The sequence below is a fragment of the Pilosibacter sp. NGB245 genome (genome assembly GCF_057397225.1).
Genome location: NZ_CM171584.1, coordinates 3,397,877 through 3,412,078, shown reverse-complemented (window position 1 = coordinate 3,412,078; position 14,202 = coordinate 3,397,877). Strand labels below are relative to the sequence as shown.

Here is a 14,202-nt window from a genome sequence, read left to right as displayed (position 1 = left end):
GGAGACCTTGCCATGAGCTTACCAAAGCGTGACGGCGTACATGACCGCTACTATCTGATCCACAAGCCGGACACCTCCCCGGAGGTGCTGGCAGAGGCGGATCTCTGCATTCAGGATGTGCTGAATGGCACCGCCCGTGAAAATCACTCCGCCTACCCGACCGTAGTGCGAAATCACAACGGGACACCGTTTCTTCCCGATCAACTGCTGGAGCGGTATCTGACCGGTCTGCCGTTGAAGGAATTTCCCTGCGATGTTGCTGTTTCCCTATGCGATGCCATGCGGCGGCTGGTTGGCTGGGAAGAGATCCGCTATACATTGGAGAAGTACATAGAAAAGCAGGTGCAGGAGCGGTTCTTCCTTGTGGGAGAGCGGGATGATGGCTTTACCGTCTTCCCGCCCTGTACAGTACTGCCAGAATTGCATCCGGAGGATGTGGATGAAGGTCTGCTGCGCTTTGCCTGCTATGTGGCGATCTGCCATACGGTGTATGGGCAGAGTTTTGAATCCCTCACCACTGAACACATCCTTGGCCTGGTTTCCCAGATTCGTCCTGACATGGTAAAGGAACTGAAAACCAATGGTAGCGGCAAATTGCCGCCTAATATCCAAAAGCGGAAAACAAAGCACCTGACCGCCTCGGCTAACGACGCTTTCGCCACCATCCGCATTACCGCCAAGGACTGCGGCGAGGGGGCCTGTGAGGAGGCTCTCAGCTATCTGATTGAGATTTTGGAGCAGCCGGAGTTCCCCCGCAGCTACTCCATCGAGTTTCGCGGACCAGAGAAGATCTACCTGCCCATCCCCGGCCTGCCCAAGAAGGGTGTCCATCAGCTTTTTGCCTGTGCGGTGCGGTATCCCCGTCTCCATGTCCGGATGGAGAATTATGCTCGGCTGGCCATGCAGGAGGACGAGTGGTACAACAACCTCTCTGATGAGTCCTGCGCCATGCCTGGCACCTTTGCCGTGTTTGCCCTGGGACTGGAAGGGCCGAAGTGGTGGCGGCTGGTGTGCGATTACCTGGATCGCTGTGATGACGAGCACTCCTCTTTGCAAGAAAAGTTTATTCACACCTTTTTTAAGAAGTACGGGTTTACTGCTCAGTCCCTGCCGGTGCTGGTCCACGGTGTCCAGTCCATGCAGAATCTGAAGCCCGCAAAGGAGTTCCGCACCCTGATCGCCAATGAGGAGAGCCTGGATGCGCTACTGGAGATCAAGGGGCATCTGGAATATTACCTGTCGGAAGAATCCGGCAGCAACAAAAGGGCGCTGGCCTACCTGTGGCGTGATGTGCTCTGGGCCATCTGGGGCACAGCCTCTGAAAACGGCGGCAGCAAGGTCATCAAGACGGCGCCCAAGGAACTGAAAGAGAAATACCAGCAGGTATTTGCGTGAGGAGGAAGTAGAATGAACAGCGAACAGGTCACAGCATTTTTGCAAGAGCATTGGTATATTGCCTCGGTGCTCATCGGGGCCGTGATTTTAATTGGAGCGATCCGCAACTGGAACTGGCTCTGCAATCCCACTGGTACGCGAGATGCCCACCGCCACAGCAGAGGATACCGGCGGGTGGTGTTCTTCCTGCTGGGTGTCCTCCTGATCGTAGTGAGCATCTGGGGATTTGTACTGAAATTGAAATAGGAGGAGAAAGACTATGATGACTGAGAAATATCCCACCTAGCTCACCGGCCATGTGAAAGAGTGGGCGGAGAAGCGTTTGCCCACCGTGACACTCTGTTCCACCACCGGCAATGAACTGCTGGAGGTTTGGTATTACGGAGATCTGCTCACGGTGAAAGGAGAGCCCCAATCCTATATTGTAGATGGCTCTCCGGCTCCCGGACTGGTGGCAGCCCGTGATCCGGAGAGCGGCGAGGAGTTCGTCATCTTTGACGGTGGACGGCATGGCTACGACAATATGTTTTGCGATGAACATAATCCATCTGAATTGGAACACCGTCCCCTCAAGCGGTACGAAATCCCTGCCTCCAAACTGGTGCTGGAGCTGGGTTACAGTATCGACTATGAAGACGAAAAAGAAGACTTCGACCCGGACGAGGCAGATACTGTGGAACTAATCAACGGTGAGCGTATACCTTGGGAGCAGGTCAAGCGGGATGGCATCGACTATATCGCCCTTTACTATGTGAATGAGAAAGGAAAACCCGTCCAGATACTGGACGCGGAATTGGCATGAGTATGGTAATTCAATCCTTTGACAATCTGCACGACAACCGAGTCCTGCGCTACTGCGCTGACTTTGAAGCCCATACCCTGCACATGGATACCCAGACCGAGGCCGGAGAGAAAGTATCCGTTCGCTTCACCGGCCTGCTGGCCCACTGGTTTGAAAATGTGATTCAGGACAACATCCTCTTTGGTATGGAAGAGATTACCGTGGATGGGTTTTTCCAGCAGTACAAAGACCTGCTGGGCGGGACTATCTCTTACGGCTTTCCCGCCTGCTGCAGTATCGAGGAACTGCGGAAGCGCATGGAACGGGAGCACATCCGGGTATTTGTCATCGACTCATCCCTTGGACTGTGCGGATTTGTACTGGCTCAGGAGGTGGAACTGCAATGTCCATAACTGCCTATAAAGTAGAAGCCGTCGGTCATGACCGAACCGGAGAAGACTATGGCTATGTAAATATCATGTACCGCTATGGCAATAAGCAGTCTTGTCCTCGGCCAGATCAATGTGAAAAGCTGGAGGTCATGTGGGCGGATGAGAGCGTCTATGGGCCGCCTGCTCCCGGCAGCAAGGTGGGCGACTTTATAAAGACATGGCTGATGGGCTCCTGGGACTGCGGAGTATTCACCCACCGGGAGATTGCCCAGCGGCTCATGGATACCTTCACCGGTCTGAAGCTCAAGGAACTGGCGTGGTTTGAGAACCCCAGAGAAAAGACTCTGAAAAATGGTAAACCGCGTGCGCGCCGGGCCAAGTGGCTACCGGAGCGAGAGGTCGATCTGGTGTATCTCTACTCCGATTACTATATTGACGCAAGAGAACCTGCTTCTGCCCAAACCGACTTCTTCACCGTCACAAGGATGGACGCCTGGGGCGAGAGCACTTGATTCATGTGTACCCCGGAGGCCGCCGAGAAGCTGATCGCTATGAATTACGACAATCTGGCCGTCAAGGAAACCACCATTGTGGGATAGGAGAAAAATGAATGATGACTTTGGAACAACTGCCCCCCAAGGGCGTAAAGCGAGAACAGGCCATTTTGGAGCTGGGCAAGGATGAAGCAAACGCCGAACTGCTGTTCCAGCTTGTGAATACAGAAAAGGGCAAGTACAAAACGGCTGCTCAGAAGGCCTTGGCGCATCTGGAGTATGCCCCTGCTGCCCCACTGTGGGCCAAGTTGGTCAAGGGTAAATGGATGGGCAGCAATATCATGTCGGATGCCTGTTCCGACTGTGTATCGGAGCAGATCGCCCCAGTTATTCTGAAGACTCTCTCCAAGCTGCTGGACGAGGGGGACACAAAGCCGCTGGATATAGAACAACTGAACTTCTGTTTCCATTTGATGTTGGGGAAAGCCTCGCCTAAAATGCTGGAGGTCTACCGCTTCCTGGCGGAAAACACCCAGCGGATCGCCCAGCTGAAACGCACGCCTGTTTATTCTGATGATGATTGTACCTCCTGGTGGATCACGGACGGGCTTCGCATTTGGGATGCCACACCCAAGGAAAAAGAGAAAATTCCCGCTGTGGTGCTGACCGCCTCCCTGATCCGCAACCCGGATGAGCGACTGCAAGCATTGGCTGATGAGCTGAATGAACGCTACGGCGGCAACTGGCTGATGCCGGTCTTTATGAAGGCGATCATCACCCAGCCCAAGGAGCAGGTGTACGAGACCTATTCGCCCCTTCTGGATACGCCGCAAAAAGGCTATTTGTTCCATGCGCTGGGAATGCTCCATTACCGCTGTTATCCGGAAGGCTGGACCTATGAACGCCTGGGGCCGGATGGAATGATCGCTCTGATTTTCTGGGGGAATTATAGCTATGGAACCTATGACACAAGGTTTATGATTGAACGCTATGTGGATCTGGATGAGCGGTGGCTCTTTGATTTGGCCAAGGACCCGGAGGGCCGCAAACCTACGGTGACATGGCAGACCTACAACCGGAGCGGTGTGCTATATGGAAGCTACGACGAAATGTTCATCAGCCTGCTGCCCCGCAAGGTAGAAAACCCGGAACTGAAGAGCATTCTGCGGGACTACTTCCGTATTCGCAGCGAAAAAGTAAAAGTGGAAGAAAGTATTACTGTTTACAAAGATGCTGCTGAGCGGTTCGGGGATGAATGAGTACAAGACGAGAAAGCGGGTGCCTTATGTACCAAATTGCATATATTGGCCGCTGGGAGACCCTCCCGGAAACGGCTGCCGCCATCTGTGACCATGACACTCCCAAGTTGGAGGCGTTGCTCCAAGGCGGGCTGGATTTGGGTGCTCCTATCCAGCTCAGCGAATACATCAAGCTGATGCCATTGGAAATCGCGGTTTTTCGGAACGATGTGCCTATGATTCACTTCCTGCTGGAGCATGGAGCTGATCCCGGTCTGGCAGAGGAACAGCCCCTGCTGCTCACCGCTGCCCGCTGTTGTGGGCCGGAGGTGGTCACCCTCTTTGCTGGACAGGCCGTAAAACTCAGCCCGAAGCAGAAAGAGCGTGCCTTCCAGGAAGTACGCTGGGGCAAGCGCCCGGAGAATATCCCGGTGCTGGAGCAAGCCGGGATCACAGTGGACAAGTTTGGCGGCGAGGCATTTCGGGCCGCTGTGTCTGATGGAGAGGCCAAACTTGCCAAACTCCTGCTGGAAAAAGGTGCAGACATCAATTACCACAAGCCGGACATGGTGTTCCCTTATGCTTCCACCCCTGTCACCGAGGCCGCCCGCTCCAACGATTTCCCTATGGTGCGCTGGCTCGTGGAACAGGGGGCCGACATCACCATTGCCGACAAATACGGCGACCGGCCTTACACCGTGGCGGTGCAGAACAAAAATCAGGAGCTGGCCGACTACTTAAAAGCCCTGGAACCGGAGGACTGGCACAATGAGCAGGAAAAGATCCGGCAGCTCATGCCCTATAAACTGCCCGCCAAGCTGGTGGAATACTTGAAGACCGGCCCCCTGCGTTTGGAATTCCCGGAGCAGGAGTGGGTGAAATGGGCGGAGCTGTACGCCTACATGGATGTGCAGGAGATGACCTGGAAACGAAAAAGGCTGCTCTCCCTCATGGCGGCCATGGACAATTACAGCGACTACCTGCTGCTGTGGAGCCCCAGGGACAAAAAGCTGTGGTATCTGGACATCGAGCACAAGGAGTTCCATCCCCTGGCCAAATGGGAGGAATTTATCGCTGATCCCGGAAAATATCTCAATGGAATGATCGAGGGCGAGTTTGAGGAATAAGGAGCAAACCGATGACATCAATAGATTTTTTGAACAAAGTACATAAAATCCTGGATTCGCAGGAATACAACCTCTCTTACTCTCCGGCCAAGTCCAAGAATTATATGCTGTACTGCAATGGCAACTTCATCGGTGGCCCGTTCGATGAGGCGCTGTGCTTCGTCTACGCCGACAGTGTGAGTGAACTGCTGGGGCAGCCGGAACCCGTCTACCGCGGCTACTCCAGCACCGCCCAGCACAGGATGCTGGTGATCCCGGAGGAACATTGGGCGAAGGCGCTGAAATTGCTCTATACCGAGAAATTTGACTGGAGCCGGTTGGTGTACGACATCACCTACACCAGCATTGGAGCAGCAGTGGTGGAGGACTTCTACGACGAGAATGTGGTATTCCTGCGCTTCTGCTTTGAAAAGGAGCTGCTGAAAAAGAACCCTCTGGACCGGTATGACCGTATCCTGCGGATGGTCTATCTCAATCAGGACTTGACAAATACCGGTAAGAATTTGTTTCCTGAGTTGCTGGACAAGTTCCTTGCTTTTTATGATCGGAAAGGAAAGACCAGTCTGGAAACCATGCTGAAACGGTGGTACACCCAGCTTGAAAAGGAATACCACAATCATATAGAGGGATGAGGAGAATGATCTATGTTTGAAGAATTTTATGAGATGTACGAGCCCGAGGAGCAGGAAGTGGTCGCTCTGATCAATCGCTGCATCGGGGGCGGATATAACAACAAGGGTGGCTTTTGGCAAATGACCGTTGTGACGCTGGGCATGGTGTTCTGTGACACCGGCAAAGTTACCACCAAAGAGGAGCGGCTGGAGTGGCCAGTCACAGACGAGGAACGAAACAGCGATAAGGGCTGGGAACGCTTTCAAAACGAGCAGATCTGCCGCCTGAAGATCCGCCGGATGAAAGAAGAATGGGCAAAGGATTTGGTGGCGTGGCCCTGGTGTATCTCCCAGGTGGTCAAGGCCCATGAGGACTGCCCGGAACTTCAGACCGTTCTGGACGAGTACCACAAGCCGGTCGTGATCCAGGACCAGGTGCTGGGAGAACTGACACTGGACAAGGACCATGATGTCTTTGAGGGTGAGATCCAGTGGCGCGGAAAGGATGTGCTTCTTTCCCTTGAGGTCAATGCCGAGAGCAAGCCCTCCTGGACCCGCGCCCGCAGTGCCGCCAAGAAGCTGCTGGCCGACTGTGAAACCTGGGACAAGGCCATGCGAGAGCTTGCAGCCAAGAACCTGACCGGGCTGGCCAACAACTGGCTCTCTCAGGATGAGGAAAATCCCCGTGATCCGGAAACAGACCCCATTACGGAGGAAGAACTTGCCCGGCGAATCAGCATGACCAGCCTGTCCGTCACCTCCGGCGGCAGCTTCACCGCTTGGTTTGACTGCGACGAGATGTTCACCGACCATGCAGTGACAGTCTACGGCTCCTTGAAAAAGGGCCTCAAAACTGCCAACATTGAGGGGTAAGGAGGATAATATTATGAAACTGAACTGTAAACGCATTGATTTTACATATACACCCGGCGAGGAAATCTTCAACTTTCCCGAGGAATCGGGACTACCCTTTATCTTCGATGTAGAGGAAGAACTGACCGGCGATCCTGCTGCCATGGATGCGGTGGGAGAAATGCTGGATGAGGCGGAGAAATTGGCGGAGAAGGCCAAAACCGCCATCAAAGCGGCGCTGGCGGACGAGGACAGTCGCTACCATAGCGTTGTGACATTTTTCATGGAGTTCCACCGGGACGATGTAGGCTCAGATATTGCGGCGGAACTTTTTCCGGGAACCGCCCCATCCAAGCTGTCCTTTGCCGAGATGGTGGACTTTTTGAAACTCAAGCGGTTTGGTAGTCTGGTGGATGACGAAATGGATCAACAAGTGTTCATCATGGATCTGTCCTTCAACCCGGAGATCACAGACGAGCTGCTGGTAATCTACTTTGATTTGAACAAGGATATTTTCTGTATTACACATGAGAGCTGAGGAACGAAAAAGAGAAAAATATCTGCCCACACTTCTGATCCAGCAGATCCGCCTGCAATGGTATAAAGACTGCCGGGGAGGAAACGCCGCCGCACAGCGAAACCAGTATCCCAGAGCGATGCGGCTGCCGAAAGACTTCTTCTCTTATTATTCCTTTGGCCTGCCTACACACTTTGTATCTATCCTACAGAGGCCCGATGGATTTCAGATCAATAAGGACTGTCGCAGGCTGATGGAATGGAAGCTTAATGGCACAATGCGGGTTCACTCTTTTGAACTGATTCAGCAGGAGTCCGGAATCCAGGTGCGTTACCGCTATGATTGGCATATTGGTGCGATGCCGGAGCGATATACCTATGATAAGACCGGGCAAAAACAGCCCCTCAATGAGCTGGCACTGGATTTGATTCCTGGTGATTATGGTCGGGCTATCTGCAATGGGAGGTTTCGAGACTGGGACACAGGGATTTGGTATTATGTGCTGGACATTTTGAATGTGATGCCGCTTACAGAACCCACCGACGCATTGACCAGTTTTATGGACAGAGAACCGAATATGATATATACCCAGATCGACCGGCTGTGGTGATGAAAAACAGGAGGATAACCACATGATTTCCACAAAAGATTTATCTGGCCTTCCCAATGCGGAGCGCCTGAAAAACTTCTGCAAAGGGCTGGCGGCTTTGGACATCATCATGGTGGAGGAGGAATGGAGCTTCATCCGCCACTATACATACAACCCCGCATGGCGAAAAGGCAAGGAGGCATTCTTTGCCACCGATGGTAGCGACCAGAGTATGATTGTCCTATTCGCGCCCGAAGGCTGCGTGATTAACGGCGTGGATTCTGAACTCTACGACTGGGAGGAAAAACTTCCCCGTATCGAAGACCTGACAGATGGGATGCCCCCTGCTTTGCAAAAACTCATGAGCAGCCGTGAAGTCAAAAAGATGAAAAGCACCTTCTGCGTCTGGACGGAAGATGGCACCACCTGGAACTGCAATCCCATGGACGGCGAGGATGCATCCAAGGATTTGCTCCCCACGATTGATGGCAATCCACAGACCTATGTGAAGTATGGAAAGTGGTTTTACCCAGCAGACCTGCCTTTGGAGGCTGTGCGCCAGCTTGCTGATGGGGGGCCGGTAACAAAAGAACTGGTCGCTGCACTGAACCCCAAGCGCAATGAATGGGAAGAAATCAAGGCGGGCCTGGACAAGATCGGGTATCCAAATGAACTTTGATTCGCAGCAGACAGGAGGTGAATTGAATGATCAAAGAACGCATCCCTATCTCTGGCGACCTGGGCAGCAAGGTCAAGCAGCTGATGGAGTACGCCGGATGGCAGGAAGGCCGCAGTGTGGATATTTCCATTGCGGAGAAGTATTACGCCGATCATGGCGTCCCGATGATGAAGACCACCCAGCGGTTTTACCGCAAATATTTCGGCCTGTGCTACGAGTGGTACCTGGCGCAGAAAAAGCTGAAATGGGCGGCTGACTTTGAGTTTGCTCTGTTCCCTTACCTGGTCAACGGAATTAAAAACCATTTGGAGGACGCCTATTTCCGGGATATGTCCGGCTGTGAGCTGGCGGAGATCGAGCAGGCAGCTGGTCAGAAGTGCCAGCCCATCGGTCACATCGGCTACTACTACCCGACAGAGGTTTGGATCTCGGAGTATGGGAAACTGTATGCGAAATATGAGTACCAGGATGAGATTGAGTGCTTTCCAGATGTGTTTGCCCTGATCGAACGGGAACTGCGGCAGTGCAAATTTGATTCCGCTGCCATGAAAACTGTGGAGGCACTGGACGAAAAACTATGAAACAGGACTTTACGATTTGGCGCAATCAAATATTGCAGAATCCACGGGACATTTTACCGCTGAAATTCGGAATGTCGCAGGATGAGGTCATAGAAATCTTCGGGAATCCCGATGCCGTTTCCACCATGAGAAGCGACGGGAAACCTTTGATTCTCAAATATTGTGACATTGAACTGCATTTCGATAGAAAGGACCCTCATGAACTCTACTTAGTTTACAGCGACGATGAGATTGAGTTGAGCATCACAGCCGAGCACGGAGAAATGCTCCAACCGCTCACCAACACAGAGCCGGTGGACAACGAATTTTTCCTTCGGGATGGAGCGGTCTATTTCTCCGGTCTATATGAAAACGGCTTGTTGAAGGGTATTGCGCCCAAAGACTTCTGCTGTTGGCATTACTGGGGAAAATCCTCTACGGCCTGCTTTCTCAGCGGGATTCGCCTGCGTGGAGCAGACCCGGCGTCGTTTCGGGTGTTAAACTATGCCTACGCGATGGATAAAACAGCTGTCTACACCACCAGCGGGAGAATACCAGATGTAGAGCTGGCAGCCTTCCAGGTATTAGACAACGGCCAGAACGATTCGGGTGCGCCCCAGGGATATGCAAAGGACAGCCGACAGGTCTACTTCCACAACGGAGACGGCAAGGTGAAGATCATCAAGGGCGCGGAAGTTTCCTCTTTCCGCTCGTTGGGTGATACCTATTTTGCCAGAGATGAGAAGCGGATCTATGCCTACGGCAAACAGCTTCCAAAAGCAGAGCTGACTTCCTGGGAGCTGCTTGGGCACTGGTATTCCCGCGATGCCAAGCGGGTGTACTACCTCAACCGGGAGATCAAGGGGGCGGATCGGGACAGTTTCACAGTCTGCACTCCTGTGGATGCGGCTCCGCTTGCCGATCATCTGGCCCGCGACAAAGACCATTTTTACCAAAATGATGAGATAATGGAAGAAACGCTGTGGCTGGAACAGCTTCGCAAAATGACCCAAGAACCGTAAACGGAGGAAAACGGCTATGGACTATTTGAAGATATTACATGAAAACCCTGATTTGGCGGATGAATTTGATTCGCTGTTTGACTTCTTCCTGCTGGATGAGTTATCCCCGCGGGATGACGCAGAAGGCCGATGCACCTTTTCCCTGCCCGGCATGGCCTTTGCCAGAGATGGCTCCGGCGGAGAATACCACCTGTTGGAAGATGGCTCCATTGGATATTACAGCAGCGAAGGGGAGGCAGGCCGTCTGGCCGAGAGCATGGACGACCTCTTTTCCCTGCTTGTGAGCTGTATCTGCTGGCACGACTGCTGTGACACAAAGCAGTATGTAGATTCCAAAACATTGGAGGAGTATGGGCAGAGACAGCGCAACTGTAACTTGGAAGATATGGATATGGACAGCTTGCAACAGGTGTCTGATGCCCTCGGCATCCCTAACGGTGAGCCGCTGGCTCCGGTTCTGGAGCGGTTCCGCAAAGCAACCCAGCGTGAGCCTCTGTATCAGTGTATATTTCACGAGGACGACGGAAGCCTGACCGAATCATACGGTTTGATGTTTGAATGAGAAAGGAGAAATCACGATGAAAGCATTTGACCCCAATTACAAACTGCTGGACGAGATGTATCAGGACAATTACTATCCTGCTTTTTTGGTAGACAAGGTAAAGGACGAGCTTCAGAAGGTCATCGACCTGCTGGAAAGCGGCGAAACCGACACCGAAGTGGTGCAGGAAACACTGGACGAGGCGGTCTGCGGCATCAATGATCTCCAGGAGGAGTTTGACGAGCACGACAGCGAGATCGAAACGGTGGCACGGGAATGTATCGCGGCAACCGTGGCCTACATTCTGGAGTGGTTTGGCATCCCTATTGACACCGAGGAGGCCATCCGGGAACGGGACTGGTGAGCCCTATGGCAGAAAAAGAACTGGCCCTTAGTGATGAGTGCGGCAGCCTGTTTTTCAAAGGCTCCTCACAGATGATGGGGCTGTGCCCGGAATGTGCCCATATTCTCTATGGCTACCCGAATTGTGGCCATCATTTTCAGGATGGCCGGTGTGTGAACTGCTACTGGGATGGCTCAAAGAGTCTGTACATCAAGAAACAGAATCAACAGGAGGAAACTGATATGCCTATAACTGAATGGCTGAACAAATACGAAGCAATCAAGGATAAACTGACCTGTAAAGATGACTTGGAGGCCCATTTCACAGAGAAAGTGATTGGGAACATGGCGGTGGATGTACTGGACATCGGCGCCGTCCATTTCCCCACCGGGCAGATCTTCGCCTGTGATCCGCTGGTGGAACTGGAGGACACTCTGCCGTTCCTTCAAACGATCCCCGCCGGAACTTATCCCGTGAAAATCTGCGTGGTACCCAGCGAACAATACGGCGACCGCTACGCCTGCGTCAAGGTGGAGGTTTCTCAGAAGAAGCCTGTCCGCTATGAGCTGGGCATGGTGGGCAACGAGGAGTTGGACACGGCGCTGGGAGATGACGACTACTTCGGTTTCGGCGTGGATGCCGGGATGGGGTGTATTGCGGACATCCAGACCCAGGCGGCCTTCAAGACATACTGGGCCAAGCGGCTGGAGGTGGACCCGGACATCGACCCCTACAACGACTTGTTCTGTGACTTACTGGAGGAAAACGCCCAAGCCCACCCAAAATATCAGGGGGACTACGGCGACTGGCTCAACTGGACGGTGCCGGACACGGACTGCAACCTGCCCATCTTCGCTTCCGGCTGGGGTGACGGTTACTATCCCGTCTACTTCGGCTATGACGCCAAGGGCGAAGTCTGCGCCGTGTATGTGCGCTTCATCGACATTGAAGCCAGTTACAAAGAGCAGGAATAAGGAGGCACGCTATGGAATTACCAAAACGGGCGCGACAGCGGACTGGGAAAACGGTGTCCTGACCTTAGACGGAGAAAAGAAATTTGAAATTCCGGAGCTGACCATGGAACTCATGGAGCGGCTGGCCGGTTACAGCCTGGTGGGATTCCATGTGAAAGATTATCCGGCGACGGATGAACTGCTTGCCCCCTTTGCCGGGCACAAAAGCATGGTGAATTTCGGTGTGGAGGACGGCGCGCTCACTGACGCCTGTTTCCCCGTCTTTTCCGCTATGCCAAAGCTACGCTATCTGCTGTTGGACGGCAATTTCGCCATTCACGGCAGGGGCCTGTCCGCCTTGCAAGGCTGCAAGCTGGATCTTTTGACCCTTAACCGCACCGGGCTGGATGATGCCGGTCTGCTCCAGGCAGCCTCCATCTCCAAACTCTCCCACATCCAGATTGACCATACCGCTGTGACATACGAGGGCCTGCTGGCCATCGCCGGCAACAACTATATCAAGCCGGTGGCCCATGTGCAATTTGCCAAGGAGCAGATGGAACACTTCTCCCGGCTCCAGCGGGAAAAGGCCAAAAAGCCCGTCCAGCTGGATGAACAGGCGGCGGCGGAATGTCGCAGAATCTTGTCCGCTTTTTTTGCCGAAATGACAGAATGGGAGCAGTATATGGAGCAGGCCGGGTTTGAAGATGCTGAGGCGGTGCCCCGCCTGCTGGCGATCTGGGAGAAGTATGTGAACGAAAAGCCCCGTCCGGGCTATCGACCTCTGGGCCTCTCATACAGCGCCCAGGGCACCTACAACGGGGAAGAATTCCTTGACGCAGAGCAGATCACCAAAAACAAGCTCTACATCTACACCAGGGAGAAAAACATCGGCTTTGACCGCCGCTTTCTTATGAAACGTGTGGGCGAAGGCTGGAAGATTGATGCGGTGCAGGAGCGGCTGAACGGCTGGCAGCGCACGGAATTGTGAGGCATCACATGGCTTGGGAATATGAAACCTTTGGCCCGGACGGTCAATGCAAATTGTTCGGTGTGAACATCTTTGACTACGACTGGCAAACCACCGGCAAGCGGGTAAAAATCAAAGACCCCATCTATCACCAAGACCATACCTTCGAGGTCTGGCAGGTAGAGATTGATGGGCAGATCCACCGCTTTGCTGCTGGAGAGTTCTCCAACTGCGTATGGGGATTTTATTTAGAGAAAGACGGATGAAAGGAGTGTGTGGGCGCATGAGCCGAATCGTCGATAAACCCTACTTTACATACAGTGCATACAACGCCCTGACCTCCGGCATTCAGGTGAAATGCCCCAAGTGCCACGGCGCGGGTGTGGTGACAGCGGATGAGGATAACGCCTATTTCCGCTGTTTGAGTTGCGGCCATCAGGAGACCCGTGACCGGACGATTTACCGCTACGATGTCCATAACCAGTGCAAAAACTGCGGCAGGTACTACCGGGTGGATATTGAAGATGAGGAAAGGAAGCACTTTTCCGTTCTCCATGTGGCCTGTCCCTATTGTGGAACAACCATGTCGGGAGAAGTTCATAAAACAGCAGAGGCTTTCTCCTATATTGCTGATATTCAGGACGGACGAGAACCTTATTTCGGCCTGGAACTTTGGTTTTTGACCTCCTTCCAGGGTAAGCCAGTCTGGGCCCTCAACCGGGAGCACCTTGCCTATCTGATCAACTATCTCAGTGCCGATTTGCGGGAAAAGCCGATGGGAAGAGCGAAAATGACCCAGGCTGACCATCTCCCCACCTTCATGAAAACCGCAAAGAACCGGGAGCGGATCGTGAAACTGCTGAAGAAGTTACAGGAGGGATGAGGATGGAGCAGAAAGTAATTTACAACGGCCAAATTCTTACTCTGACTCGGTTTTGGGCAACAGGAGAGCCTTGCCTGTGGATCACCGACCCACAGCAGATCGGAATGCCTAAAATGGAATTTGTGGGAGGCCACCCGGACGAATACTGCATTTTCCTGAAGAATCTGACTGAAACAGAACTGTCACAGATCACATCTCTGGACGGCGCTCCACTGGATGTGAAAGAAGAACGAAACGACATCGAATGAGGAGAAC

20 protein-coding genes and 1 pseudogene are annotated in these 14,202 nt (G+C 53.2%); all 21 read left to right on the top strand.

The window, feature by feature from the left end:
• The first annotated feature begins 12 nt into the window (after positions 1-12).
• On the top strand, positions 13-1,395 hold the full coding sequence (locus ACXMYH_RS15310) for a DUF6138 family protein (RefSeq protein ID WP_002593787.1): 1,383 nt from the start codon (positions 13-15) through the stop codon (positions 1,393-1,395).
• Positions 1,396-1,407: 12 nt separating this feature from the next.
• On the top strand, positions 1,408-1,641 hold the full coding sequence (locus ACXMYH_RS15305; protein ID WP_002593786.1) for an immunity 17 family protein: 234 nt from the start codon (positions 1,408-1,410) through the stop codon (positions 1,639-1,641).
• Between the two features lie 76 nt (positions 1,642-1,717).
• Complete coding sequence (locus tag ACXMYH_RS15300) at positions 1,718-2,197, top strand: hypothetical protein (RefSeq protein WP_330385452.1); 480 nt, start codon at positions 1,718-1,720, stop codon at positions 2,195-2,197.
• Positions 2,194-2,589 carry a hypothetical protein gene (locus ACXMYH_RS15295; RefSeq protein ID WP_002593784.1) on the top strand — a complete coding sequence of 132 codons (396 nt, stop codon included), beginning with the start codon at positions 2,194-2,196 and terminating at the stop codon, positions 2,587-2,589. The genes ACXMYH_RS15300 and ACXMYH_RS15295 overlap by 4 nt, the downstream gene beginning before the upstream one ends.
• Positions 2,580-3,080 carry a hypothetical protein gene (locus ACXMYH_RS15290; protein WP_002593783.1) on the top strand — a complete coding sequence of 167 codons (501 nt, stop codon included), beginning with the start codon at positions 2,580-2,582 and terminating at the stop codon, positions 3,078-3,080. Before ACXMYH_RS15295 ends, ACXMYH_RS15290 begins: the two co-directional genes overlap by 10 nt.
• 98 nt (positions 3,081-3,178) lie before the next feature.
• Positions 3,179-4,321 carry a hypothetical protein gene (locus tag ACXMYH_RS15285; protein ID WP_002593782.1) on the top strand — a complete coding sequence of 381 codons (1,143 nt, stop codon included), beginning with the start codon at positions 3,179-3,181 and terminating at the stop codon, positions 4,319-4,321.
• 26 nt (positions 4,322-4,347) lie between these two features.
• Entirely contained in the window at positions 4,348-5,427 is a 1,080-nt protein-coding gene (locus tag ACXMYH_RS15280) for an ankyrin repeat domain-containing protein (RefSeq protein ID WP_038292377.1), read from the top strand.
• A gap of 11 nt (positions 5,428-5,438) precedes the next feature.
• A complete protein-coding gene (locus ACXMYH_RS15275; protein WP_002593780.1) occupies positions 5,439-6,059 on the top strand; it encodes a hypothetical protein in 621 nt (206 codons plus the stop codon).
• A 12-nt stretch (positions 6,060-6,071) separates the two neighbouring features.
• Positions 6,072-6,911 carry a DUF2262 domain-containing protein gene (locus tag ACXMYH_RS15270; protein ID WP_002593779.1) on the top strand — a complete coding sequence of 280 codons (840 nt, stop codon included), beginning with the start codon at positions 6,072-6,074 and terminating at the stop codon, positions 6,909-6,911.
• 13 nt (positions 6,912-6,924) lie between these two features.
• On the top strand, positions 6,925-7,428 hold the full coding sequence (locus tag ACXMYH_RS15265) for a DUF2004 domain-containing protein (protein ID WP_002593778.1): 504 nt from the start codon (positions 6,925-6,927) through the stop codon (positions 7,426-7,428).
• Positions 7,429-7,660: 232 nt separating this feature from the next.
• Positions 7,661-8,017: a hypothetical protein gene (locus ACXMYH_RS15260; RefSeq protein ID WP_242828543.1), complete on the top strand. Its 357-nt coding sequence runs from the start codon at positions 7,661-7,663 to the stop codon at positions 8,015-8,017.
• A 22-nt stretch (positions 8,018-8,039) separates the two neighbouring features.
• Positions 8,040-8,675: a hypothetical protein gene (locus tag ACXMYH_RS15255; protein ID WP_002593776.1), complete on the top strand. Its 636-nt coding sequence runs from the start codon at positions 8,040-8,042 to the stop codon at positions 8,673-8,675.
• Between the two features lie 26 nt (positions 8,676-8,701).
• Positions 8,702-9,256, top strand: coding sequence for an SUKH-3 domain-containing protein (locus tag ACXMYH_RS15250; protein ID WP_486555194.1), 555 nt, complete (start codon positions 8,702-8,704; stop codon positions 9,254-9,256).
• Complete coding sequence (locus tag ACXMYH_RS15245; RefSeq protein WP_002593774.1) at positions 9,253-10,257, top strand: DKNYY domain-containing protein; 1,005 nt, start codon at positions 9,253-9,255, stop codon at positions 10,255-10,257. The genes ACXMYH_RS15250 and ACXMYH_RS15245 overlap by 4 nt, the downstream gene beginning before the upstream one ends.
• Positions 10,258-10,273: 16 nt before the next feature.
• Complete coding sequence (locus tag ACXMYH_RS15240; RefSeq protein ID WP_008400358.1) at positions 10,274-10,819, top strand: hypothetical protein; 546 nt, start codon at positions 10,274-10,276, stop codon at positions 10,817-10,819.
• A gap of 16 nt (positions 10,820-10,835) precedes the next feature.
• The gene (locus ACXMYH_RS15235) at positions 10,836-11,162 is read left to right on the top strand and encodes a DUF5713 family protein (RefSeq protein ID WP_002593772.1); all 327 of its coding nucleotides are present in this window, start codon (positions 10,836-10,838) and stop codon (positions 11,160-11,162) included.
• Positions 11,163-11,167: 5 nt separating this feature from the next.
• Complete coding sequence (locus tag ACXMYH_RS15230; RefSeq protein ID WP_002593771.1) at positions 11,168-12,115, top strand: DUF4241 domain-containing protein; 948 nt, start codon at positions 11,168-11,170, stop codon at positions 12,113-12,115.
• Positions 12,116-12,126: 11 nt separating this feature from the next.
• Positions 12,127-13,085: pseudogene (locus tag ACXMYH_RS15225) on the top strand (NTF2 fold immunity protein).
• An 8-nt stretch (positions 13,086-13,093) separates the two neighbouring features.
• Entirely contained in the window at positions 13,094-13,330 is a 237-nt protein-coding gene (locus ACXMYH_RS15220; RefSeq protein WP_002576922.1) for a hypothetical protein, read from the top strand.
• Between the two features lie 17 nt (positions 13,331-13,347).
• Positions 13,348-13,947 (top strand): hypothetical protein, encoded by a 600-nt coding sequence (locus ACXMYH_RS15215; protein WP_002593769.1) that lies wholly within the window; start codon positions 13,348-13,350, stop codon positions 13,945-13,947.
• 2 nt (positions 13,948-13,949) lie between these two features.
• Entirely contained in the window at positions 13,950-14,195 is a 246-nt protein-coding gene (locus ACXMYH_RS15210; RefSeq protein ID WP_002569132.1) for a hypothetical protein, read from the top strand.
• The last annotated feature ends 7 nt before the right edge of the window (positions 14,196-14,202 follow it).